Source organism: Dyella humi (genome assembly GCF_044904605.1).
In the GTDB taxonomy this organism is placed as follows: Bacteria; Pseudomonadota; Gammaproteobacteria; order Xanthomonadales; family Rhodanobacteraceae; genus Dyella_B; species Dyella_B humi.
The window spans coordinates 107,762-130,814 of record NZ_JADIKI010000022.1; the positions used below are offsets into that span (position 1 = coordinate 107,762).

General features: G+C 62.3%; 22 protein-coding genes. 9 read left to right on the forward strand and 13 right to left on the reverse strand.

The genetic code is table 11. The features are described 5' to 3' along the window. Positions 1-98: 98 nt before the first annotated feature. Together dxs and ISP18_RS05440 are read right to left on the reverse strand one after the other, a co-directional pair. Complete coding sequence (gene dxs, locus ISP18_RS05435; protein ID WP_380007732.1) at positions 99-1,886, reverse strand: 1-deoxy-D-xylulose-5-phosphate synthase; 1,788 nt, start codon at positions 1,884-1,886, stop codon at positions 99-101. Positions 1,887-1,964: 78 nt separating this feature from the next. Next, on the reverse strand, positions 1,965-2,564 hold the full coding sequence (locus ISP18_RS05440; RefSeq protein WP_380007735.1) for an HNH endonuclease: 600 nt from the start codon (positions 2,562-2,564) through the stop codon (positions 1,965-1,967). A gap of 256 nt (positions 2,565-2,820) precedes the next feature. Here ISP18_RS05440 and ISP18_RS05445 point away from each other — a divergent pair, with 256 nt between their 5' ends. Beyond that, entirely contained in the window at positions 2,821-3,591 is a 771-nt protein-coding gene (locus ISP18_RS05445; protein ID WP_380007737.1) for a SapC family protein, read from the forward strand. Positions 3,592-3,685: 94 nt separating this feature from the next. Here ISP18_RS05445 and ISP18_RS05450 read toward each other — a convergent pair whose 3' ends face one another. The 9 genes from ISP18_RS05450 to ISP18_RS05490 form a co-directional block, all read right to left on the reverse strand. After that, positions 3,686-4,060, reverse strand: a complete 375-nt coding sequence (locus tag ISP18_RS05450) for a helix-turn-helix domain-containing protein (protein WP_380007740.1) — start codon at positions 4,058-4,060, stop codon at positions 3,686-3,688. Beyond that, positions 4,060-4,188, reverse strand: coding sequence for an addiction module toxin RelE (locus ISP18_RS05455; protein WP_380007743.1), 129 nt, complete (start codon positions 4,186-4,188; stop codon positions 4,060-4,062). Before ISP18_RS05455 ends, ISP18_RS05450 begins: the two co-directional genes overlap by 1 nt. Then, positions 4,185-4,373: a hypothetical protein gene (locus ISP18_RS05460; RefSeq protein WP_380007747.1), complete on the reverse strand. Its 189-nt coding sequence runs from the start codon at positions 4,371-4,373 to the stop codon at positions 4,185-4,187. Before ISP18_RS05460 ends, ISP18_RS05455 begins: the two co-directional genes overlap by 4 nt. Positions 4,374-4,485: 112 nt before the next feature. Then, on the reverse strand, positions 4,486-4,944 hold the full coding sequence (locus ISP18_RS05465; RefSeq protein WP_380007750.1) for a c-type cytochrome: 459 nt from the start codon (positions 4,942-4,944) through the stop codon (positions 4,486-4,488). Beyond that, complete coding sequence (locus ISP18_RS05470; RefSeq protein WP_380007753.1) at positions 4,941-6,548, reverse strand: flavin monoamine oxidase family protein; 1,608 nt, start codon at positions 6,546-6,548, stop codon at positions 4,941-4,943. Before ISP18_RS05470 ends, ISP18_RS05465 begins: the two co-directional genes overlap by 4 nt. 203 nt (positions 6,549-6,751) lie before the next feature. Next, positions 6,752-7,225, reverse strand: coding sequence for a GNAT family N-acetyltransferase (locus ISP18_RS05475; protein WP_380007755.1), 474 nt, complete (start codon positions 7,223-7,225; stop codon positions 6,752-6,754). 250 nt (positions 7,226-7,475) lie between these two features. Further along, on the reverse strand, positions 7,476-9,449 hold the full coding sequence (locus ISP18_RS05480; protein ID WP_380007758.1) for a CocE/NonD family hydrolase: 1,974 nt from the start codon (positions 9,447-9,449) through the stop codon (positions 7,476-7,478). 232 nt (positions 9,450-9,681) lie between these two features. Beyond that, on the reverse strand, positions 9,682-11,457 hold the full coding sequence (locus tag ISP18_RS05485; RefSeq protein ID WP_380007761.1) for an acyl-CoA dehydrogenase C-terminal domain-containing protein: 1,776 nt from the start codon (positions 11,455-11,457) through the stop codon (positions 9,682-9,684). Between the two features lie 21 nt (positions 11,458-11,478). After that, the gene (locus tag ISP18_RS05490; RefSeq protein WP_380007764.1) at positions 11,479-11,976 is read right to left on the reverse strand and encodes a hypothetical protein; all 498 of its coding nucleotides are present in this window, start codon (positions 11,974-11,976) and stop codon (positions 11,479-11,481) included. A gap of 273 nt (positions 11,977-12,249) precedes the next feature. On the opposite strand from ISP18_RS05490, the gene ISP18_RS05495 reads away from it, so the two are divergent. The 8 genes from ISP18_RS05495 to ISP18_RS05530 all read left to right on the forward strand — a co-directional run bounded on the left by ISP18_RS05495 (position 12,250) and on the right by ISP18_RS05530 (position 20,119). Next, positions 12,250-12,729: an SET domain-containing protein gene (locus ISP18_RS05495; RefSeq protein WP_380007767.1), complete on the forward strand. Its 480-nt coding sequence runs from the start codon at positions 12,250-12,252 to the stop codon at positions 12,727-12,729. 254 nt (positions 12,730-12,983) lie between these two features. Beyond that, positions 12,984-13,520 carry an RDD family protein gene (locus ISP18_RS05500; RefSeq protein WP_380007770.1) on the forward strand — a complete coding sequence of 179 codons (537 nt, stop codon included), beginning with the start codon at positions 12,984-12,986 and terminating at the stop codon, positions 13,518-13,520. Then, positions 13,520-14,200 (forward strand): RDD family protein, encoded by a 681-nt coding sequence (locus tag ISP18_RS05505; RefSeq protein ID WP_380007772.1) that lies wholly within the window; start codon positions 13,520-13,522, stop codon positions 14,198-14,200. The genes ISP18_RS05500 and ISP18_RS05505 overlap by 1 nt, the downstream gene beginning before the upstream one ends. Continuing rightward, the gene (locus tag ISP18_RS05510; protein ID WP_380007775.1) at positions 14,197-15,174 is read left to right on the forward strand and encodes a stage II sporulation protein M; all 978 of its coding nucleotides are present in this window, start codon (positions 14,197-14,199) and stop codon (positions 15,172-15,174) included. The genes ISP18_RS05505 and ISP18_RS05510 overlap by 4 nt, the downstream gene beginning before the upstream one ends. Next, the gene (locus tag ISP18_RS05515; RefSeq protein ID WP_380007777.1) at positions 15,164-16,690 is read left to right on the forward strand and encodes a DUF4129 domain-containing protein; all 1,527 of its coding nucleotides are present in this window, start codon (positions 15,164-15,166) and stop codon (positions 16,688-16,690) included. Before ISP18_RS05510 ends, ISP18_RS05515 begins: the two co-directional genes overlap by 11 nt. Further along, complete coding sequence (locus ISP18_RS05520) at positions 16,687-17,811, forward strand: DUF4350 domain-containing protein (protein ID WP_380007780.1); 1,125 nt, start codon at positions 16,687-16,689, stop codon at positions 17,809-17,811. Before ISP18_RS05515 ends, ISP18_RS05520 begins: the two co-directional genes overlap by 4 nt. A gap of 41 nt (positions 17,812-17,852) precedes the next feature. Further along, positions 17,853-18,812, forward strand: a complete 960-nt coding sequence (locus ISP18_RS05525) for an AAA family ATPase (protein WP_380010928.1) — start codon at positions 17,853-17,855, stop codon at positions 18,810-18,812. Beyond that, positions 18,812-20,119, forward strand: a complete 1,308-nt coding sequence (locus ISP18_RS05530) for a DUF58 domain-containing protein (RefSeq protein WP_380010931.1) — start codon at positions 18,812-18,814, stop codon at positions 20,117-20,119. Before ISP18_RS05525 ends, ISP18_RS05530 begins: the two co-directional genes overlap by 1 nt. Before the next feature lie 111 nt (positions 20,120-20,230). Here ISP18_RS05530 and ISP18_RS05535 read toward each other — a convergent pair whose 3' ends face one another. After that, positions 20,231-20,731, reverse strand: a complete 501-nt coding sequence (locus tag ISP18_RS05535; RefSeq protein WP_380007783.1) for a GreA/GreB family elongation factor — start codon at positions 20,729-20,731, stop codon at positions 20,231-20,233. 141 nt (positions 20,732-20,872) lie between these two features. Continuing rightward, complete coding sequence (gene fusA / locus ISP18_RS05540; protein ID WP_380007786.1) at positions 20,873-22,912, reverse strand: elongation factor G; 2,040 nt, start codon at positions 22,910-22,912, stop codon at positions 20,873-20,875. Positions 22,913-23,053: the final 141 nt, after the last annotated feature.

Genomic DNA, 23,053 nt, shown 5'->3' on the forward strand with positions numbered 1-23,053 from the left:
GGTAACTACCTCAACGTGCTTGAGGGTGAAGGGGGCATCGAACAAGGCGAATCGTACGGGATTTGGTGCCCTGTCCCCTCCGGGGGAGAGGGTGGCGCTCAAGCACTCGCCTGATTTGCCGCCACCACCTGCGGAAAACGCGCCCGGATCGCTTTGCGGATGCCCGGCAGATCCAGCCCGGCCTCGCTCAGCACCTCCTCGCGACTGCCGTGTTCCAGGTAGGCGTCGGGCAGCCCCAGGTGCAGGATCGGCAGGGTGACGCCGTGCGCCGCGAGGCACTCGGCCACGCCCGAGCCCGCGCCGCCGGCCACGGCGTTGTCCTCGATGGTCACGAAAGCATCATGGCTTTTCACCAGTTCCAGCAGCAGCGCTTCGTCCAGCGGTTTCAGGAAGCGCATGTTGACCAGAGTCGCGTCGATTTCGGCGGCGATTTCCGTGGCCGGGGCGACCATCGCGCCGAAGGCCAGAATCGCCAGCCGGCGGCCTCGGCGGCGCAGGTCCGCCTTGCCGATCGGCAGCGTATCCAGCGTCTGGCGCACCGCTACACCGGGGCCGGCACCACGCGGATAGCGGATCGCGGCCGGTCCCGCATGATGGAAGCCAGTGCTGAGCATCAGGCGACATTCGTCCTCGTCGGCCGGCGCCATGATCAGCATGTTCGGCAGGCAGCGCAGGAAGCTCAGGTCGAAGCTGCCGGCATGGGTAGCGCCATCCGGCCCGACCACGCCGGCGCGGTCGATGGCGAAGGTCACATCGAGGTTCTGCAGCGCCACGTCGTGAATGGCCTGGTCGTAGGCGCGCTGCAGAAAGGTGGAATAGATCGCCACCACCGGCTTGGCGCCTTCGCAGGCCATCCCGGCGGCGAGCGTTACCGCGTGCGGCTCGGCGATGGCGACGTCGATGTAGCGATCGGGATGTTTCTGGGAAAAACGCACCAATCCCGAACCTTCGCGCATGGCCGGAGTGATGCCGAACAGACGCTCGTCCGCGGCGCCCATGTCGCATAGCCAGTCGCTGAAAACGTCGCTGTAGGTGGGTTTGGGGCCGGCTTTCTTCACCACGCCGGCAAGCGGGTCGAACGGGCCCACGGCGTGGTATTCGATTTGCGCCAACTCGGCCGGTGCGTAGCCCTTGCCCTTGGTGGTGATCACGTGCAGCAGTTGCGGGCCTTGCTGGTCTTTCAGCGCGCGCAATACTTCCAGCAGTTTGGGTACGTCATGCCCATCGATCGGGCCGGTGTACTGGAACCCCAGCTCCTCGAACATGCTGCTAGGCACCGACACGCCGTCGCCGCGCTTTTCCAGCCGCTTGGCCAGGCCGCCCACGTTTTCGCTGATCGACATGCCGTTGTCGTTGAGTACCACCAGCAGGTTCGCGCTGAGGTCCCCGGCGTGATCCAGCGCTTCGAATGCCATGCCGGCGGTCATCGCGCCGTCGCCGATCACCGCCACGAACTTGCGCGCGTCTCCCTTGCGTTGCGCAGCGATCGCCATGCCCAGCGCCGCGGAGATCGAAGTGGAGGAATGGCCCACGCCGAAGGCGTCGTACTCGCTTTCCTCGCGGCGCGGAAAAGGTGCCAGTCCGCCTTTCTTTTTGATGGTGGTGATGCGGTCGCGGCGGCCGGTGAGGATCTTATGCGGATAGCACTGGTGGCCCACGTCCCAGATCAGTCGATCGCGTGGCGTGTCGAATACGGCGTGCAGCGCTACGGTCAGTTCCACCACGCCCAGGCCGGCACCGAAATGGCCGCCGGAGCTGGCCACCGCTTCGATCAAGTAGCAGCGCAGTTCGTCGGCGACGGCGGGAAGCTGGTCGTCGGGGAGGCGGCGCAGGTCGGTGGGTGCCTCGATCGAGGCGAGGTGGGGGTAGCGGGAAAGGTCGATCATTTGCGTATTGTTGGCCCCGCGCCCAACTGGAACAAGGCCACCACAGCCCCTCTCCCGGTGGGAGAGGGGAGAAGAGCGCTACACCAACGCTTCCCGCCGATGCCGCGGCAGATGGCTCACCAGAAACTCCATCTGGTCGGCCAGGATGTTGCGGTTGGACAGAATCAGATGTTCCACCCAGCTCGGTCGGTATGGCACCGCCAGCAGCGGCATGTTGGCTTCCTGCGGGGTGCGGTTGCCCTTCTTCAGATTGCAGTGCAGGCAAGCGCTGACCACGTTTTCCCATTCGTCGCGGCCGCGCTTGGAAATCGGCAATACGTGGTCGCGGGTCAGCTCGCCGCGGCTAAAGCGCACGCCGCAGTACATACACAGGTAGCGGTCGCGACTGAACAGGGCGACATTGGTCAGTGCGGGTGCGGGGTCGATGGCGTGGTCGTGGCAATGGCCTCGGCTGGCCACGATAGGGTGCAGGTCGATACGGCTCTGCATGCCCAGAAGCCGGTTATGACCACCGTGCACGGTGAGGCAGGGGTCGCCCAAGGTCCAGGCCACGGCGTCGCGGACGTAGAGGCATACCGCGTCCTGCCAGCTGATCCAGTCCAGAATCCGACCAGCGGCATCCAGTGACAGTACCCGGGTCGAGTTAAGGTCGGCCCTATGTGGCACTTCCATAAGCATGTGTTTCGTCCTTCACTTTTAGCGAAAGAGCGTCGTCATCAATGCAATGGCGCTCGAATTTTCCGCAGCATAGACCAAATTCATTGCAAATCGCATGCAATCCGTACAGCGGACCTTACGAAAACGTGTGGTTAGTGCCAACTCGCCCCGGCTTTCCCGCACTGATATAGTGGCTATTCATCTGTAGACCCGACGCCGGGTTTGGGAGGGGGAGCCTGGGTGGCTACCCCGGCACGGCGGGGCAGAGGTTAGTAACGTGGCTGAAGTACTTTTCTACGAGCGCCCAGTTCCGCTCAACCGCACCGCACACAAGGATCTGCGCATCAAGGGGCTGCAGAATCTCAAGTTCGCACACAACGCGCATTCCGTGCCGCTCACCTGCACGGAATTCCCGGTCAGCGCGCGCGATATCCCGATCCTGTTTGCCGGCCCAGACGAGACCAACGCCGGCCCGATGGCACTGCTCGGCCTGCGCCAGAACGAAAACCTGTTCCTCGGCACCGACGGCCAGTGGGCTCCGAACGTTTATATTCCGGCCTTCGTGCGGCGTTATCCGTTTGTGCTGGCCGAGAAGCCGCCGGGCGCGGAAGGCGACGACTTCACCGTGTTCCTCGATGAAGGCTACGAAGGCTTCAACAGCGTTGAAGGCGAGCGCCTGTTCAAGGAAGACGGCACCGAAACGGACGTGCTGAAGAACGCTGTGAGCTTCCTCGGCGAATTCCAGCAGCACGTGGCGCGCACCAAGCAGTTCATGGAAGACCTGCGCAAGCACGACCTGCTCGAGCCGCGCAACATCCGCCTGGAGCGCAACGGCAACGTGATCAACCTCAATGGCCTGTACGTGGTCAACGAGGAAAAGTTACGCAAGCTCGACGCGGAAACCACGCACCGCTTCCTCGCCGACGGCACCCTGGGCTGGATCTACGCCCACCTGCTGTCGCTGATGAACATCGACCGCGTGGGTCAGCGCTTGGCGCAGCGCGAGGAAATCGAAACCAGCGAGGCGGCGAAAGCCACCAAGAACTGATCGGCCTTGCGATAACTAGCATGGGGAAGCCACCCTTTTTAGGGTGGCTTCTCTTTTGTGCGCTGGGCGGGTATTTCGCCCAACAGCATCCAATTCACGCCGCGCGATCGCGCGGGCGCGGTGCCCGGCCAGCCGACTTCGTTCCTGCGCGCTTGACGGCTGGCATGTCCGGCGACGCCGGTTCGATCAGTGCTTTCAGCACATGCTTGGGGTCGTTCTTGATCGCGCGCAACAGCGCGCGTGCGGGGCCGGTGGGTTCGCGCAATCCCTGTTCCCAGTTGCGCAGCGTGCCCACATTCACATCCAGCGCCTTGGCGAATTTAGATTGAGACAAACCTGTGGCTTGGCGAATGGATCTCACTTCTACCGCATCGACATGGAATTCCCGCGAGGGTGCTCGCTCGCCGCGGGAGATTTCGCCCATCTGCTCCATGCTTTCGACCAGTTGTGCAAAAAGTTTCTTATCCATTACTGCCACCTTGCCTTGATTTCGCGCAGAACTGCTTTTTCCTTTGCGTTGAGATCGTCTTTGACGCCTTTCTTATAAATAAGAAGAAGGCGGATCTGTGCGGCCTCATCCAGGTAGTAGTAAATCACCCGCACACCACCGCGTTTCCCTTTGCTTCCGGAGACCAGCGAACCTTGCGTAGACCGTCAGTGCCTTGGATCACATCGCCGGCCAGCGGGCTCGCGACCATGTATTGCTGGAACGCCGAATAGTCCTCGTCACTCATCAATTCATGCAGAAGTTTGGTGAAGATAGGAGATTCGACGAAGATCATGTACGCATAGTACACCATTGGTGTAGCCATGTCGCCATAGACGTTGGATGGGTGACTGCGTCATTGGCTGCACTGCCTGCCATGGCAGCAAGTCCGCCGTTCGCAGAGATGTTTATCGCGGCGGCTGTCCAGATGTGGCGCTTTGAGGATGCATGGCAGCGACCTCATCGGCCGTGATATTGTTCGAGTAGTGATTGCCGAAATGCGTGCGCACGTAGTTGATCACTTCGGCGACCTGCTCATCGGTGAGCGTGGCGTCCTCGAAGAAGCTCCGATGGGTCGACGCTCTCACGACGAACGACGGCATGTCGTGTCGGCCAAACAGAATCACTGCGGCCATATACTGCGGCGAGGCAAGTTTCGGATTGCCCGCTAACGACGGATAGTTACCTGCACCGGTCGCGCCCTTGGCATCGGGCATATGGCAGCCCTGGCAGATGGTGTGGAAGATGGTTTCGCCATCCGCGTGTTTGAGCGTGGCATAGGTAAGCAACGCACCGTCGGAAGATTGCGCTGCGGCATGGCCGGCGCAAGCGAGAAAAAGCGCAGCTGCAAGGCCTAAGCGTTTCATGCCGCACCTCCTGCCATCACGCGTTGATGAATGCGCCCGATGACGTCCAGCGCCGATGTCACCGCGCCTTCCTGCCATGCGGGTAGGTAGGAGGCATGCTCGCCGGCCAGCGCGATGCGGCCGTCGATCTGGCAGAGGTTGGCGTAGTGCTTGTCGCGCAGTTCATCGGACCAGGTCGCGAAGCAGCCTAATGTGAAGGGCGCGCGGTGCCACGCCACGGCAATACCGTTTTCGAATTCCTGCTTGTACTGCGGATGGATCTGGCTGCCGTATTCCACGGCTCTGCGCACGCGTTCTTCGGGTGTCATCGCGGTGAACTGGTAGGCGTCGAGGCCATAGGCATAAGCGCCCAGCAGTACGCCCTTGCCCGTACTGTTGAAGCCACTGCTCGGATAGCTGATGGTGTTGATCGGTAGATCCGTGGCGGTGATGCCGCCGTAGATGTCTTCGTCTTCTTCCCAGAAGCGTCGCTTGAATTGCAGGCCGACTTTCACCGATGCGGCGTATGGCACGGCGTCGATTGCCTCGGCCATCGGCGCGCTGACGTTCATGGGAAGCTGGCTCAGGATGGAAAGCGGAATGGTGCAGATGCACCAGTCGGCGCGTGCGGTCGACGTGTGACCCGGGTGACGCGTGTCTTCGTAACTGACGGTTACGCCGTGATCGTCCTGATGAATCGCGGTGACTTTGGCGTTGTAGCGGATCACTTCTTTCAATTGCTGCCCGAACGCTTCACCAATGCGACCCATGCCGCCTACGGCCTGGAACAGCGTGGTCTGGAATTCGTAGTTTTCGCCATCCGTGAGGTTCGACCACAAATGCGAACTGAGCACGTCATGCAATTGCAGCGGCTGCGAATCTAGCGGCTTTGCCGACAGGCCGCCGCCGGGCTCCTTGTTGTAGCCGCGGCGATTGCTGGTGCGAGGGCCCGCAGCGTAGGCGTAGTGCTCGTCGAGCGCGCCCCACTGGCGCAGCGAGTCGAGCAACAGTGCCTGATCTTCCTTAGTAACTTGCGCCTCGAGCTTGCCTTGCTGGGTGACTTTGGCGAGCAGCTCCGCCACGTGCCCGCGGTAATCGGCATTGATGGCGCGGTAACGCTGCGGCTTGCCGTCGAAGGCTTTGGCACTGTGCAGGTACGCGTTGTGGTTGACCTGCACGAACGGCTCGAGCGGCACGTTGAGTTTCTTGCAGTAATCGAGCAGTCCACGGTGGTGATAGGGAATCCGCCACGGACCGGGATTGATGTAAAGGCCGCGATCGAACTGACAATGCTGCGTAAAGCCGCCGAGTTCGGTGTAGGTGTCGCCGCCGCGCAGCGTCCAGTTCCGTCCGCCAGGGCGATGGTTGTATTCGAGCACCTGCACCTTGTAGCCGGCCTGGTGCAGTTCGTAAGCCGCCACCATGCCGGCCAGCCCTGCGCCGAGAATCAGCACGGACGTGCCGCGCGGCGCGCCTTGCAACATGGGCGCGCCCTTGTACGGCGATTCGGCTGCCAGCCCGAGCCGGTTCATGGCCGCATACATCGCCGCGCCGCCCGCGCTGAGGCCGATCAGGCGCAGCAGGTCGCGACGCGTCATCGAGTGGTCGGAGTCTTCCCCTTGCATCGCTTGCCCCTTGGTGTCTGAGCTATCAGCACAGCGCATCCGGGGAGCTGTGGACAGTGACATAAGGCATGGTGCCTCGGCCGCCGCCTCATTCGTCGATGAGCGAGAAGTGAGCGGAGAGGAGTGAGAAGTGAGTGAAGAGCTGGTGGGCGCTGTCTGGGCCTTTCTCGCACTTCTTACTCCTCTCCACCTACTCCTGCATCTCAATGAACAGGCTTCGCCATCCGCAACAGATCGAGGTTGTACCCCGCCGCCTCGTAGAGTGCCCGCGCCCGCTCGTTGCCCGGAAACACCGCCAGCGTGACCAGTTGGCACTGATGCTCGCGCGCCCATGCCTCGGCATGTTCGATCAACGCCTTGCCGACACCCTGGCCTTCATAGCGGGGCGCCACCGCAAGGTCGGAGATATGGCAATTGTGCCGACCGGTGAAAAAATCCTGCGTTTTCTGCAAGTGGATGAAGCCGACCCGCTCGCCGTCGTCGTTTTCGGCGACGAAGACGTAGCTGTTGGAAGGCTGGTCGTCCAGGTGGCGGCTGAGGTCCTTGCGGATACCTTCGATGCACTCGTGCCGCTTGCGCCACGCAGGCAGGGAGAAATCCACGAAACGCGGAACCAGGGCGAGGATGAAGTCATCGTCATCCTCGGCCAGACGAATAAGAAAATGGGTGTCGCTCATGTCGGCCGGTCAATAAGAACGGGTGAAGCCGGTTCTACACCTAATAGGGTTGTGGGTGGAAGCCCTTGGCATCATTCCTCGCTCTGTAGAGCGCGCCCCTCCCCCTGCTTGCAGGGGGAGGGCGGGAGGGGGTGAACACTTGCGTGGTGGTCTGAGGCAAGTACTCACCCCACCCCAACCCTCCCCTGCAAGCAGGGGAGGGAGCTGATCTCCGCGTTTGTACGGATAGATGCATTGATGAGGCGCGAAGCTAACCACCAATAACCGGCAGAGAGATGTAACTCGCCTGATCCCCCGAGTGATAAACGCGCTGCGTCGCCTTCTGATAATCCGCCGGTTTGGCGAAGAAGATGTTCGGCACGAAGGTCTGCGGGTTGCGGTCGTAGAGTGGGAACCAGCTCGATTGCACCTGCACCATCACCCGGTGGCCGGGCAGGAACACGTGGTTTGCGGTTGGCAGGTCGAAGTGGTAGGCGAGCGGCTGGTTGGCGGCCAGTGGCTTGGGGTTGTCGTAGCCTTCGCGATAGCGGCCACGGAAGATATCCATCGACACGGCGAGCTGATAGCCACCCATCTCCGGCTGCTCGGCCACCTGGTCGGGATACACGTCGACCAGCTTCACCACCCAGTCGCTATCCGTGCCGCTGGTAGAGGCCGTCAGGTGCACGATCGGCGCGCCGCTGATGGTCAGCGGTTGAGTAAGCACATCGGAGACATACGTGACGACGTCGGTACGACCGGAGGCCTCGCGCTGATCGTCCACCAGCCACTGCGGCCAGGTCAGGCCGTTGTCGTAGCCGATCGGCTGGATCGGGCGCGCGCGAAACGGCACGGGGTGCGCGGGATCGGAGACATATTCGTCGTACGCGTCGCCGCTGCCCGGTGCGCTGAAGCCGAGCTTCTGGTCCGCCTGCAAGTACAGCGGACGGCTCTTTGCATTGCAGCCTTCCTCACAGGCCAGCGGCCAATGGCTGAGCCGTTGCCATTGATTGCTGCCCGTCTGGTAAGCCGTCACCGGCGCGATGTCCGCCTTGGGCGCGCCGTCCTTCAGATATTGCGCCAGGTACGGACGCAAGACGTGTTCGCGGAAATACTTGGCGGTGTCGCTGCCGAAACGGATCGCTCCGAGCGAGCTTGCTTCCTCGATTTCCTGGCCGTGATGCCACGGGCCCATCACCAGCTTGACCATGTCGCCGTTTTTATCCTTCGGCTTGATGGCGCGATACACGGCGAGTGCACCGTAGATGTCTTCCTGGTCCCACAGGCTGTGCACCAGCATCGTCGGCACTTTCAGTGGCTGCGCGGCGAGCACCTTGTCGACGGCCTGGTCGCTCCAGAACGAGTCGTATGCAGGGTGCGCAATCATCTTGTTCCAGAAGCCCAGCTGTTCCATGCCATACGCGCGGCCCATGTCACCGGCAGACACATAGTGCATGAACAGATCGTATTCGTCGTGGAAGCTGCTCCACCACTTGAACGAGTTGTCGCGACTGCCCGACTGCTCGTAGATGTAAGACATGTTCTGCTGGCGGAATGCGCCGTGATGGAACCAGTCGTCGCCCATCCAGCCGTCCACCATCGGATTCATCGGCACGGCGACCTTCAGTGCCGGATGCGGATTCACCAGCGACATCAGCGGTTCGAAACCGTCATAGGAAATGCCGATGGTGCCGACCTTGCCGTTCGACTCGGGGATGTTCTTCACCAGCCAGTCGATGGTGTCGTAGGTGTCGGTGGCGTCATCGACCGGCGTGGGATTGAGCGGGCCGTGCACCGGCCGGTTCATCACGTAATCGCCCTCGGAGCCGTACTTGCCGCGAATGTCCTGGATCACGCGGATATAGCCGTCTTCCACGATCACGTCAGTGGCGTTGTCGTAGCCCTGCAGCATGGGGCCAAGATGGCCGCTCATCACGTGATGGGTGAGTTCCTTGGCATCGTAGGGTGTGCGGGTAAGCACGATGCCTGCGTGATGCGCGCTCTTTGGGACGAGGATCACCGTGTGCAGCTTCACGCCGTCGCGCATCGGAATGTCCATGTCGCGTTCGACGTAATCGAAACTGTCCGTGACCGGCTTGAAGTGCGCCGGCGTTTCGCTGGGGTAATTCGGATATTGCTGCGGCGTGTCGTCCATGGCCGGTACGGCGCCGCTCAGGCTGAGCAGCAAGGCAAGCAACGCGGGTTTGACGCCGCGTAAAGCGATCGCGGTACGACTCGACTTCATGGTGACTCCCCGTTGGATAAGCTGGGGTAGCCTAGCGTCAATCGAGATGGACGGGTACGTGCCGATGGTCGCGTAACCCGCTTGGCCGTCATTCCCGCGCAAGCGGGAATCCATCTTCGCTTTTGCATAAGATCAAAATGGATTCCTCGCTCCTCAAAGCCGAGCACGTCCATGTGCTCTCCCCGCGTACCCGCTTGCGCGGGAATGACGGCCATGGGAGTTATCGGCTATCTCAAGCTATGGCCGGAATCGTGTCGATCCCTCCCTCAATTGCAGCTTTGTGCATATGCGTCCGCGGCAACAAACGCGCAAAGTAGAACGCCGCCGTATCCCGCTTCGCCTGCTTGAGTGCCGGTTGCTGCGCACTCGGTTCCAGCGCTGCCACCGCGCGCGCCCAGAAATAGGCAAGGGTGATGTAGCCGCTGTAGTAGAGATAATCGTTCGCCGCAGCGCCGAGTTCTTCCGGATTCGACTGGATGCGCTGCGCCAGCTTTAGCGTCAGCTCGCCCCATTCTTTCGCCAGCGCGCCGAGCGGTCCGATGTACGGCTTCAACGCTTCATCCGCCGCATGTTGCTTGCAGAATGCGCCAATCTCGGCGAGGAAGTGCTGCAAGCCCACGCCCTTGAGTTGCAGGATCTTGCGGCCAAGCAGGTCGGCGGCCTGGATGCCAGTGGTGCCTTCGTACAACGTGATGATGCGTGCATCGCGCACGAACTGCTCAACGCCGTTCTCCACGATAAAACCGTGGCCGCCGTACACCTGCAGTGCTTCCTTGGTGCATTCCTGTGCCAGTTCCGTGACCAAGCCCTTGGCGATCGGGATCAGGAAGGCGAGCAGTTCGCTGCCTTTCTGCCGCTGAGCTTCATCGGCGCCACGCGCTTCGACGTCGGTTTGCAGCGCGGCGTACAAGAGCAGCATGCGCGAGCCTTCCACGAAGGCGCGCTGGGTCAGCAGCATACGGCGCACGTCCGGCTGAACTAGCAAGTTGTCGGCCGATTTCTCCGGGAATTTCGGGCCGGAGAGTGAACGCGATTGCAGACGTTCGCGCGCGTAGTTCTCGCTGTTCTGCAGCGCACGTTCGGCCAAGGCCAGGCCCTGCACGCCTACCGAAAGGCGCGCAGCATTCATCATGGTGAACATCGCCGCCAAGCCTTTGTGCGGCTGACCGATCAGATAACCCTCAGCGTCGTCGAAATTCATCACGCAGGTGGCCGAGCCGCGGATGCCCATCTTGTGCTCGATGGCGCCGGCGTACACGTTGTTGCGCTCACCCGGTGTGCCGTCGGCCTTTAGCTTGAACTTGGGCACGATGAACATGGAAATGCCGCGGCTGCCGGCCGGTGCATCGGGCAATCGCGCAAGCACTAGATGGATGATGTTCTCGGCCAGGTCGTGGTCGCCTGCGCTGATGAAGATCTTGGTGCCCGTGATCTTGTAGCTGCCATTCTCGCCGGGCTCGGCGCGCGTTTTCAGAAGGCCCAAGTCCGAACCGGCCTGCGGTTCGGTCAGGCACATGGTACCGGTCCACTGGCCGGCGACGATCGGCTTGAGATAGGCGTGCTTCTGCTCATCGGTGCCGTGCAGTTCCAGCGCATGGCAGGCGCCTTCGGACAGCAGCGGATACAGGCTCCACGACAGGTTGCCCGACTGGAACAGCTCGGTGGTGGCCGTGCCCAGTATCGAGGGCAGTGCCTGGCCGCCGAATTCCTCCGCCATGGTGAGGCCCGGCCAGCCGCCGTCGGCGAATTGCTTGAACGCTTCCTTGAAGCCCTTGGGCGTGGTGACGGTGCGTGCGGCCTTGTCGTAATGGCAGCCTTCTTCGTCGCCCGGTGCATTGGTGGGCGCCAGCACCTGTTCGCTCAAGCGGCCGGCTTCTTCCAGCACCGCATCGAGCAGGTCGCGGGTGTGGCCGTCGCCCCCTTGCAGCTTGGTGAGCACGGCTTCGGCGCCGAGCACGTCGTAGAGTGCAAAGCGCAGGTCGGTGAGCGGAGCCTTGTAGAGCGTCATGGCTTGATCCTTCGTAGAGCGTTAGCGATACGTGTTGGGCACGCCGGGAACCGGCGAAAGGAAGGAGTTGCTGGTCAACGGAAAATCACGCGGGTTCTTGTTGTCCGGGTGATCTTCCAGATTGGGCATGCAGTGCACGATGCCGTTGAGGGTGTAGGGCAGGGAACCCGCGCTGCCCTCGGCGGCCACCGCCTGTAACGCCTGGCTCATAGCGGCTGTCGGCAGCACTTGCACCTGCACCACGTCACCGGCGAACGAAGGGACGTCGAGGTCGAACTTGGCATGCACGCGCACCGGTATGCCCTGCGCCACCTGCAGGCTGCCTTCGATCGACTGGTAATTCATGCCGGTGTAGCTGTTGTTCTGGAGGCGCAGGCTGAGCTGCCAGGCGCCGTCGGGCTGCACGCGCATCTGCTGGATAGTGATGGTGGGCGGGAACACGCTCTGCCGCTGCGGTCCGCAGGCCGTCAACAGGAAAGCCAGCATCACAAGGGCCAATCCGTGGAGCAGTCGTTTCATGGAAGCACCTCAAACGATTGTTTGAATATAGCAGGGAACGGGACGGGTGAAATGACACCGCGCAACATGCGAAACGTTTGAAACTGAAAGGGTTATACAAAAAGGATGTGGCGGAATGCAGTGCCTGCGCTTTGCTAGTTGCGCCGGCTCCGTCCAGCGCAACAGAGAAAGAAGCAGTGCATGTGCATCCTGGTGTTCTGTTGCGGTTCCCAATGCCACACAGAGCAGGCATCATTAGCGATTACCTTCTTCTCCTTCCATTTCTGGTCATCCATGTCCCGTCGCATCGTTGCTCGCCGCTCACCCATCCACGGCAATGGCGTGTTTGCCGTCGCCCCCATCAACAAGGGTGAAGAAATCATCGAATACAAGGGCACGATGATGACCCACGAGGACGCCGACGAGATGTACGGCGACGGCGGCGAGACGGGTCATACCTTCCTGTTCACCCTCAACGACGACTACATCCTCGACGCCAACCGCAAAGGCAACATCGCGCGCTGGATCAACCACAGCTGCGCGCCGAATTGCGTAGCCTTCGTGATCGAGAATGAAAGCGGCAATCCGCGCAAGGACAAGGTGGTCATCGAAGCCAAGCGCAACATCAAGGCCGGCGAAGAGCTCACCTACGACTACGGCATCGTGCTGGAAGTGCCGCACACGGCGCGCCTCAAGAAGAAGTGGGCCTGCCTGTGTGGTTCGCCCAAGTGCACCGGCACGCTGCTCAAGCCCAAGCGCGCCGCCAAGAGCTGATCGCGTCGCAAGCCGGATGATATTCCGGCGTTTGGCAAGACGTTAATCGGTTTTCTGGTGGCCTGAGCGGGTCTGCTCCCTCCCCCATCCTTATTCATCTTTGGGGGAGAGGGATCCGGTACTGCGGGTTAGGGCGAACTGACGTTGCGCGGTTGATAAGCACCCTCGCGCCACTTGCACGCCTGTCAGGACTTGCTCATATACTCAAGTCAAGCATCGGCATGGGGGCCGATGTTCAGACAGGGAAATAAGCCATGGAAACGAATCCGTATGCCGCGCCCGGCGCGGTGGTCGAGGACGCGCCTGTACTGCGTGACGACACTCTGGACGCTCGCAAGGCAACGCGATGGCAGCGTTGGTGGGGAGCTTTCATTGACAGTTTTGTCGTAGGCATCTGCGCTTGGCCCTTGTCCATGTGGTGGGCCTCCCATTACGGAATCAACCATTCCGCAAGCGCGGCCATCCTGCAAAAGCTTCCTTTTACCGGGCCAACTGCCATGGCCATCAGTTCAATCTTGCTGCTGGTGGTGGTCGCCTGCAATCTCATGCTGCTCAATCGAAATGGCCAGTCCATCGGCAAGCGTGCCGTCGGTACGAAGATCGTGCGCACCGATGGCAGCCCGGTGGAAGTCTGGCGTGTCGTCGCCCTGCGTTGGCTTCCGCTGTTTATTGTGCGGTATATCCCATTCCTGGGGGGCTTCGCCGGGCTTGCCGATGCACTGGTGATCTTCGGCAACGATAAACGCTGCATCCACGATTACGTCGCGGACACCATCGTCATCGTCGACTGATGCTGGACACCGTACGCGAAATCGAAACGCCGGAGGGCGTTGGCCTGCGTCTGCGTGCCGCCGGTTCGTTCGGCCGTGCGCAGGCGTGGCTGCTGGATTTCTTTCTGCGTGCAATGGTGTTCTTCACTGCGCTGGGCATCTTCGCGGCGCTCGGTCGCGGCGGCATGGGCCTGGCTTCGCTGCTGCTGTTCTCGCTCACCTGGGTGTACAACGTGGTGTGCGAGGTGTGGTTCCACGGCCAAACAATCGGTAAGCGCGCGCTGGGTTTACGCGTGGTCAGCGCCGATGGCACACCGATCACGCTGATGCCTTCGATCGTGCGCAATCTGCTGCGCGTGGTGGATGCATTGCCCGGTATCTACGGTGTCGGCTTGATTTGCAGCATGATCGATCCTTCCGCACGGCGCATCGGTGACATCGTGGCGGGCACGCTGGTCGTCCATGCGAACGATCTCCCTGCAGGCAGCAAGGTGCCGGTCGTGCCTGCGCAGCCGCTGCCTTTGCCCCTCGATCAGAATGAACAGGCCGCGGTGATCGAATTCGCCGAACGCTCCCCGCTACTCACAGTGCAGCGGCAGGAAGAGCTTGCCGATATTCTCTCTCCGCTGACGGGACGCGAAGGCACCGCTGCAGTCACGCAGATCACCGCCTACGCCAATGGATTGCTGGGAAGACCATGAAACAGGAGCAGTTCGTCGCCTTGCATGCGGAAGAATGGGATGCGTTGCAGTTCTGGCTCGCGCAGCTCGATCGTAAGCCGCAAGCAGCCATGCGCGCCGAGCGTGCGCTGGATTTTCCGCAGGCCTATCGACGCGTATGCCATCACCTCTCACTCGCGCAGGCGCGCGGCTACAGCCGCGAGGTGACGGATCGCTTGCAGCAGATTGTGCAGATGGGGCATCGCCAGCTCTATCGCCCACCTGCGCCGCGCTGGCACAAGGTGGCGGTTTTTCTGCTTGCAGACTTTCCCCGCCTGGTGCGCCAACAATGGCGCTACATGCTCGTCGCCGCGTTGCTGTTATATGTGCCGACGGTGGTGACTTACATCGTGCTGCAATGGAAGCCGGCGCTGGCGCATTCGCTGTTCACTACGCGGCAGCTTGCCCAATTCGACCAGATGTACGACCCGGCCAACAGTCATATCGGCCGCAGCAGTGGCACCGATCTGCAGATGTTCGGCTTCTACATCATGAACAACGTCAGCATTGCTTTTCGCACGTTCGCGTCGGGACTGCTGTTTGGCGTAGGTGCGATCTATGTGCTGGCGGCCAACGGCGTGATCATTGGCGGGGTGGCGGGGCACCTCAATGCTATCGGCTACGGCGCGCCGTTCTGGCGTTTCGTCGTGGGCCATTCCGGATTTGAATTGACGGCCATCGTGATTGCCGGCGGCGCCGGCTTGCAGTTCGGCCTGAGCCTGCTGGCGCCGGGGCGCTTGCGGCGCGAGGTAGCGCTGCGTCATGCCGCATGGACCGGCGCGCGCCTGGCCATGGGCGCGTTCGCGATGCTGGTGGCCGCAGCGTTCATCGAGGCGTATTGGTCGTCGATCGCAGCGCTGCCCGATATCGTGAAGTACAGCACCGGCGGCGGCATCTGGTTGCTAGTGCTGTGGTGGCTCATTCGCGGCGGGGCGGGGCGCAGCCATGCAGCTTGAACGCATAGGCGTGGCATTACGCCCGCGTACGCCGATGGAAGCCATGGACCTGGGGGTGGTCATGCTGCGTGCGCATGCACGCCCTCTATGGACAGCATGGTTCGCGTTCACGCTGCCGATTTTTTTGGTCTGCCTGGGATTGGCATGGTTGCTGGGCATGCCGTGGCTGGGCTTGCTGTTGCCTTGGTGGTTGCGTCCCTTGTTCGATCGTATTCCGCTTTATGTGCTGTCGCGCGCGGTGTTCGAGCAGGCGCCCACGTGGCGTGCAACCTTGCGCGGTCAGCGCCAGTGGCCATGGAAGCGGACGCTGGCCGCATTGACGTGGTTGCGTGTGGATACCAATCGCGCCTTGCGTCTGCCGATGGAATTGCTGGAAGGCGTGGCGTCGACGCAGCGCAAAGCGCGATGGCGCGTACTCAGCCGCCCGCTGGTCGGTGTGACCAGTGGCCTCACCTGGACGTGCATGGCATTCGAGTTGGCGATATCGCTGAGCTTGTGCATCTTCGCAATCTGGTTGCTGCCCAGCGAAGCACTGCCCGATTCCATGCGCAATCTGAACCAGGCTTTCGCGTTGCCGGCCTTCAGGCATGCCCTGGCGTGGATCGTCTCGGGCGTCACGTATGTATCGATGAGCATTGTCGAACCGTTGTACGTGGCGGCGGGTTTTGCGCTGTATTTGAATCGCCGCACGCAATTGGAAGCGTGGGATATCGATCTCGCCTTTCGTCGCTTGCGTCAGCGCTTGATCGAAGCGGGCGTCGCCATGGCCTTGCTGGCGTGCGTGATGTGCGTTCCGTCCATCGCTCACGCTGCGGACAAACGTGCCGAAGCCAGTCATGCGCCGACACAGAACATCGCCCAGGCGTTCCACCAGCCGGTCGACGAGAAAGATGCGCAGTTTGCCAGCGAAGCCGCCGATGTCTATCGCGATCCCAGATTCGGGCAGGAACACAAAGTGCTGCGCTGGGTGCCGCGGCTGCCGCCGAATCCCACGCCCACCAAGCCGCTCCCGCCCTTGTGGCTGGCTGGGATGTTCGCCAATTTTGGTGCCGGCGTGTTGAACGTGTTGTTGTGGGGATTGCTGGCCGTAGTGGTTGTGGCGTTGATCGTGTTTGCCGTGCGCCACCTGCAGCGCGGCGCGATATCGCCGCAGGAACGCAACGAAAAGTCGAAGGTATTGCGCAGCAGTGCCGTGCACGATATTCCGCTGCCCGAGGATCTGTCCGCAGCCGTGCGCGAACAGTGGCGCGAAGGCCATCGTCGTGAGGCCCTGGCCTTGCTCTATCGCGGCAGTGTGCAGCGTGCAGCGATGGCGTTGCGCATGCAGCCGCCGATCGATGCGACCGAGGCCGACTGGCTGCAGCATGCGCGCTCCATCGACGATTCGGCCCGACGCGAACGCTTGATCGCGATCGTACGCACCTGGCAGCTTGCCGCGTACGCTGACCGCTATCCCGGCGATGCCGACATCGACGTGTTGTTGTCGGGCTGGCCCGCGCAGCAGGTGGTGTCATGAAAATCCGCTTGATTATCGCGCTGATCTTGATTGCCGTGGCGTTGCTGTGCAGCGCTATCTTCTTCTCCACGTTCAAGCGCGACTGGGTCACCGAAACCACGCCGGCGAGCGGTGAGGCGCGCTACAACCGCTTTTTTGCGCTGGAAGGCATCCTGGAAAACCTGGAGCAGCCCGTCAGCAGCAGCGTGATGCTGGGCCGCGTTCTGCCGCTGCTACGGCCGGGCGATACGCTGGTCATCGGCGATGACGTCGGCCGCATCAATCCTGCACAAGCCGAGGCGCTGCACACGTGGGTGCGCGGTGGCGGGCATCTGGTGCTTTCGCCGTCGATATCCGCCGATCGCGAAGTGCCAGTGCTTGACGATCTCGGTGTGCTGCAAACTGGACAAAAGCGCGAATGGGTGTGCGTGAAGCTCACGGCCGGCGCCGAAAGTCGTCCCGATGCGCAGACAACGCCACTGTGCGGCTTCGGTTTCCACCTGCAGCCACAAGCGCTGGCGCGCGCGAGCACCGTGATCGGCGATCAGGCCGGTAAAGGGCTGGTCTTTGCACGCGTGCCGGAAGGCAAGGGCGTGGTCAGCGTGCTGGGCGATATGGACATTCTTTCCGGCAACCATCTGAAAAACGCGCCCGAGCAGCAGTTCGCGCGGCGGCTGTTGGCACCGAACTTCGGACGTGGCCATAGCTATCTGCTGTACGAACTGATCGGCAACTCGTTCTGGGTAAATCTGTTCGTGCGCGGCTGGCCGGCGTTGCTGGCGTCCTTGTTGCTCATCCTTGGCTGGATGGCTGTGCGCAGCGAGCGATTGGGGCCACTGGCGCCGGCGCCAGCCGCGCACCGCCGCGCGCTGCTGGAACATATTCAGGCCGTCGGCGAGTTTCTGTTTCGCCGCGACGGCGGCCGCAGTCTGCATCAGTTGGCATGCGAGGCAGTGCGGGCGCGCCTGCATCGCAGCGATCCGGCCAGCACTATGCTCAACGATCAAGAGTTGTACGCATGGCTGGCGCAGCGCAGCCGGCTCGAACCTTCCCACATCGAACATGCATTCCGCTCGCCTGCGAACGCCGCTGCGTTCCGCGGCAGCATGACTACCCTGGTGCGGCTGAGGAGCCATCTATGACGACGACAGAAACCCTTGCGCCCGCAGCGCCGCTGGCGCCGATGACGGTCGACATCATTCATGCGCGCACCAGCGCGTTGCGGCAGCAGGTGGCGCATGCCTTCATCGGGCAAAGCGGCGTGTTCGACCAGGTGCTGATGGCCTTGCTTGCCGGCGGCCATGTATTGATCGAAGGCGTTCCCGGATTAGGCAAGACGCTGCTGGTGCGCGCGCTGGCGGCGGCGATGAACTGCAGCTTCGGGCGCATTCAGTTCACGCCTGACCTGATGCCCACCGACGTAACCGGTCACGCCATCTACGACGTGAAGGCGGAGCGCTTCCAGATTCGTCGCGGTCCGGTGTTCGCCAACCTGCTGCTGGCCGACGAAATCAACCGCGCACCGGCGAAGACGCAGGCGGCGCTGCTGGAAGCGATGCAGGAAGGGCAGGCCACCATCGAAGGCCGGCGCTTCCCGCTGCCGGCGCCGTTCATGGTGGTGGCCACGCAAAATCCTATCGAGCAGGAAGGCACCTATCCGCTGCCCGAAGCGCAACTCGATCGCTTCCTGATCAAGGTGCTGATCGACTACCCCTCGCTGGAAGACGAGAAGCGCATGGTGGAGAGCGTGCTGAGCGGAAATATCGCCGCCGATCTCGACGTGTCGCGTGTGCAGCAGGTGATGACGCAGGTGGAATTGCTCGCCATGCAGCAAGGTGTGGCGAACATGCATATGGATCCCGCGGTGACCGATTACGCCGTGCGCATTGCACGCGCGACGCGTGAGTGGCCCGCGGTGGTCGGCGGCGCGGGTCCGCGTGGTGGCTTGGCGCTTGCACGCCTCGCACGCGCGCATGCCGCCATGGACGGCAGGGATTTCGTTACACCCGATGACGTGCGTGTCGTGGCCTTGCCGGCGCTGCGTCATCGCTTGCTGCTGGCGCCGGAAGCGCTGGTGGAACGGCAGCGTCCGGACGACGTGATCCGCGCGCTGCTGCACAAGGTGGCTGCGCCACGGCAATGATGCGACCGGCTCCATTGTTGCTATGGCTGCTGTTCGGTTGGACGCTGGTGGGCGTGCTGGCGAGCATCGGCATGCTTCCGTTGACAGCGTGGCTGGCTTACGGCGGTGTACTTGCGTGCGTGATCCTGATCGACGCATGGCGACTGCAGCGTGCACCGTCGCCGGCGCTGCAACGCGAAGTGGTGCCGGTGGTGCCGCTGGGGCTGGACATGGTCGTGCGGCTGCGCCTGCAGTCGGCCGAGAAAGCCCGGCGCACCGTCGACGTGCACGATCTGCATCCGGGTGGCTGGCCGATGCGCGGGCTGCCGCATCGCCTGCAGCTCGCGCCGGAAACCCATTACGCATTCGAATACGCGCTCACCCCCGACGAGCGCGGACCGGCGATCTTCGCCGGTTGCCATATGCGGGTTCATTCCGCCTGGCGATTGTGGACGCAGCGCCGCACGCTGGAGGTGGTGAACACCGTGCGCGTGTATCCCAACTTCGCGCCACTGGCGAAAATGGCCGGTCTCACTGTGGAATTGGCATCGCACACCATCGGTGCGCGCCTGCAGCGGCGGCGCGGCGAAGGCACGGAATTCCAGGAGCTGCGCGATTACCGCGTCGGCGACAGCATGCGCAAGATCGATTGGAAAGCCACGGCGCGCATGGGCCATTTCATTTCGCGTGAATACCGCGAGGAACGCAACCAGCAGATCGTGCTGCTGCTCGATTGCGGCCGTCGCATGCTGGCGAAGGACGGCGCGATCTCGCACTTCGATCATGTATTGAACGCATCGCTGTCGCTGGCTTACATCGCCATGCGCGAAGGCGACGCGGTGGGTCTGCTGGCATGCACGGGCCACACGCAACGCTGGCTGCCCCCGCAGCGTGACAGTGGCGGCATGGATCTGCTGCTCGGCACCGGCTATGACTTACAGGCGACCTCCGCGCCAACCGACTACCTCGCTGCGGCGAGCGCCTTGCAGCAACGACAACGCCGACGCGCACTCGTGATTCTGGTGACCAATGTGCGTGACGAGGACGACAGTGAACTCGCTCTGGCGGTGACACTGCTTGCGCAACGCCATCTGGTGCTGGTGACGAGCTTGCGCGAGCAGGCGGTGGAGCAGGCCGCCCAGCATGCTGGCGACAGCTTGGAAGGCGCAATCCGCAGCGCATCCGCCATGCACTATTTGGCAGGGCGCGAGCGCATGCATGACGATCTCAACCGGCGCGGGGTGATGACGCTGGATGTGGAGTGTGCGCAGTTGTCGGGCGCGTTGATTGAGCGCTATTTGAGGCTGAAGCGAGAAAACCGTTTGTAGGCTGTTTTGTAATCTCCATGGCCGTTATTCCCGCGAAAGCGGGAATCCATCTTCGCTTTTGCATCAGAGCAACATGGATTCCTGCTTTCGCGGGAATGACGGCTATGGGGGTTACGAATCGTATTCAATCCGCAGCACCTCGATCGTCATGTCCCCCGCTGGCCGTTGCCAGCGCACTTCATCTCCTACGCGCGCGCCAAGCAACGCCGTGGCCAGCGGCGACACGTAACTCACCAGGCCATGTTCGGCATCGGCTTCGTCTTCGCCGACGATCTGCCAGCGCCGTTCACCTTCGTCGCTGTCCACCGTCACGATGGCGCCGAACGCCACGCGATCACGCGGTTGCTTGGAAAGATCCACCTCGATGGCGCTGGCGACGTGTGCGCTGAGATAGCGCAGCTCGCGTTCGAGTGCAGCCAGTTCGTTGCGCTGAGCGAGCGCGTCCTGTTCATTGGCCTTCAATGCGTCGTGGCGCGCGAGCACGCTGGCAAGGCGTTCGCGGAAGACGGCGAGGCCCCGCGGCGTCATGTAATGGGGATGGGAGCTGACCAGCGGCTCGGGCAGTGCATCCGGTGTGTCGCCATCATCGTCTTTTACGAAGGCTCGGCTCATGCGGCCCTCCATCGGTGAATGTGTGTTCGAAGCATCGCCTGAATGGCTAATGCGGCAGGTGCTATCCAAATACATAAGGTCGAGTCGGGTGCCTGCAACTCACCCGACCGATTCATTCATGAAATGAGTAGTAGGGCGACGTCAGTCTTCGTCCAGTTTAGGCTTCCACGCCTCGCTGAGCTGACGCTGGATGGGTGGCGGCACCGGTTCGTAATGGCTGAGGTCGAGGCTGTAGCGACCGCGGCCGCCAGTCATGGCTTTCAGCTCCGTGGGATAGTCGGTGAGCTCGGCCAGCGGCGCTTGCGCCTTGATCACCAGTTCGCCGTCGCGCTTGGCGTCCGTGCCCATGATGCGTGCGCGCTTGCTGGCAAGGCCGCCGGTGACGTCGCCCACGCTAGGTTCGGGAATGGCTACTTCAACATCCACAATCGGCTCCAGCACGATCGGTCGCGCCTTGCTGACCGCATCGAGAAAGGCTTTCTTGCCCGCAGAGACGAAGGCGACTTCCTTCGAATCGACCGGGTGATATTTGCCGTCGTACACCGTCACGCGCAGGTCCTGCAGCGGATAGCCGGCCACCGCGCCGACGTCCATCGCCTGGCGCACGCCTTTCTCGATCGCCGGAAGATATTGACCGGGGATCACGCCGCCCTTGACCGCGTCGACGAACTCGAAGCCCGCGCCGCGTTCGAGCGGATCGACACGCAGAAAGACTTCACCGAATTGTCCGGCGCCGCCAGTTTGTTTTTTGTGACGATGATGGCCTTCGGCGGAGCTGGAAATGGTTTCGCGATAGGCGATGCGCGGCGGATGCGTGATTACCTCCACACCATAGCGCTCCTGCATGCGCTCCAGCATGATCTTCAGGTGCAGGTCGGAAAGTCCGCGTATTACCGTCTCGTTGAGTTCCTTGTGGTGTTCTACGCGGAAGCATGGGTCTTCCTCGGACAGTCGCGACAGCGCCTGCGAGAGTTTCTGTTCTTGGCCCTTGTGCTTGGGCTCGAGCGCCAGGCCGAACATCGGCTGCGGGAAATGTAAGGGTTCGAGATGGATGCTGTCTTCGTCGTGCGAATCGTGCAGCACGGCGTCGAAGTGAATGTCTTCCACCTTGGCCACGGCGGCGATGTCGCCAGGTATAGCCTGATCCACTTCCACGTGCGATTTGCCATTCAGGCGGAACAGGTGGCCCACCTTGAATGCCTTGCGATTGTCGTCGACAAAGAGCTGGCTGTCGCGACGCACGGTGCCTTGCCATACGCGAAACACGCTCAGCTTGCCGACGAAGGGGTCGTTCACCACCTTGAACACGTCGGCGATGACGTGCGCGTTCGGATCGGGCTCGACCGCAATCTGCATGTTCTGCGGGTTGCGGAAGAGCGGTGGGTTCGCCTCGGCCGGATGGGGTAGCAGCCGCTCGAAAATATCCAGCAACTCGCGCACACCCGCGCCGGTGCGTGCACTGACGAAGCACACTGGCACCAGGTGGCCTTCCCGCAGGCACTGCTCGAATGCGTCGTGCAACTGCTCTGGTGTGAGTGCGTCTTCGCCAGCATCCAGGTAGGCGCCCATGGTGGTTTCGTTGATCTCTACCACTTGGTCGAGAATCTGCTGATGCGCGTCGGCCAGCGAGGAGAAATCGGTGGTGCCGTCGCGATGGAAAAAGCAGTCGAGCACCTTGCCACCGTTGTCGGCGGGCAGGTTCACCGGCAAACATTCGTTGCCGAATTCCTCGCGCAGCGCGTCGACCAGTGCGGGCAGGCCCGCGCCATCGGCATCGATTTTATTGACCACCAGCAAGCGGGCAAGACCGCGTTCGCGCGCGCGCTCCATGATCCGGCGCGCGCCGTGTTCAATGCCGTTGGAGGCGTTCACCACCACCGCCACCGTTTCCACCGAGGCAAACGCGGAGAGCGTGCCACCGCGAAAGTCCGGGTAGCCGGCGGTGTCGATCAGATTAATGTGGCAGCCATTGCGGTCGATGCCGGCGATGCAGCTGTCGATGGAATGGCCACGCGCCTTTTCCTGGGGATCCGTGTCGGATTGCGTAGTGCCGCGCTCTACCGATCCGATGTTCTGGATGACGCCGCCGGCGTGCAGCAAGCCTTCGAAAAGCGTGGTCTTGCCCGTGCCGGCGTGACCGGCGAGCGCGATGTTGCGGATGTTTTCCGTGTGGTAGGACACGATGCGACCCTCCTCTGCAAGAGCCGCACGTGGCGGCTAGATCGTGGCGGGCCGTCATGGTCGTCCTTTGCGTGCGGGACGCAGGGCGGTCATGGCGGGGAGAGCGGCGATGCCTGCCAGGCGCCGCCGCCGTTGGGCTAG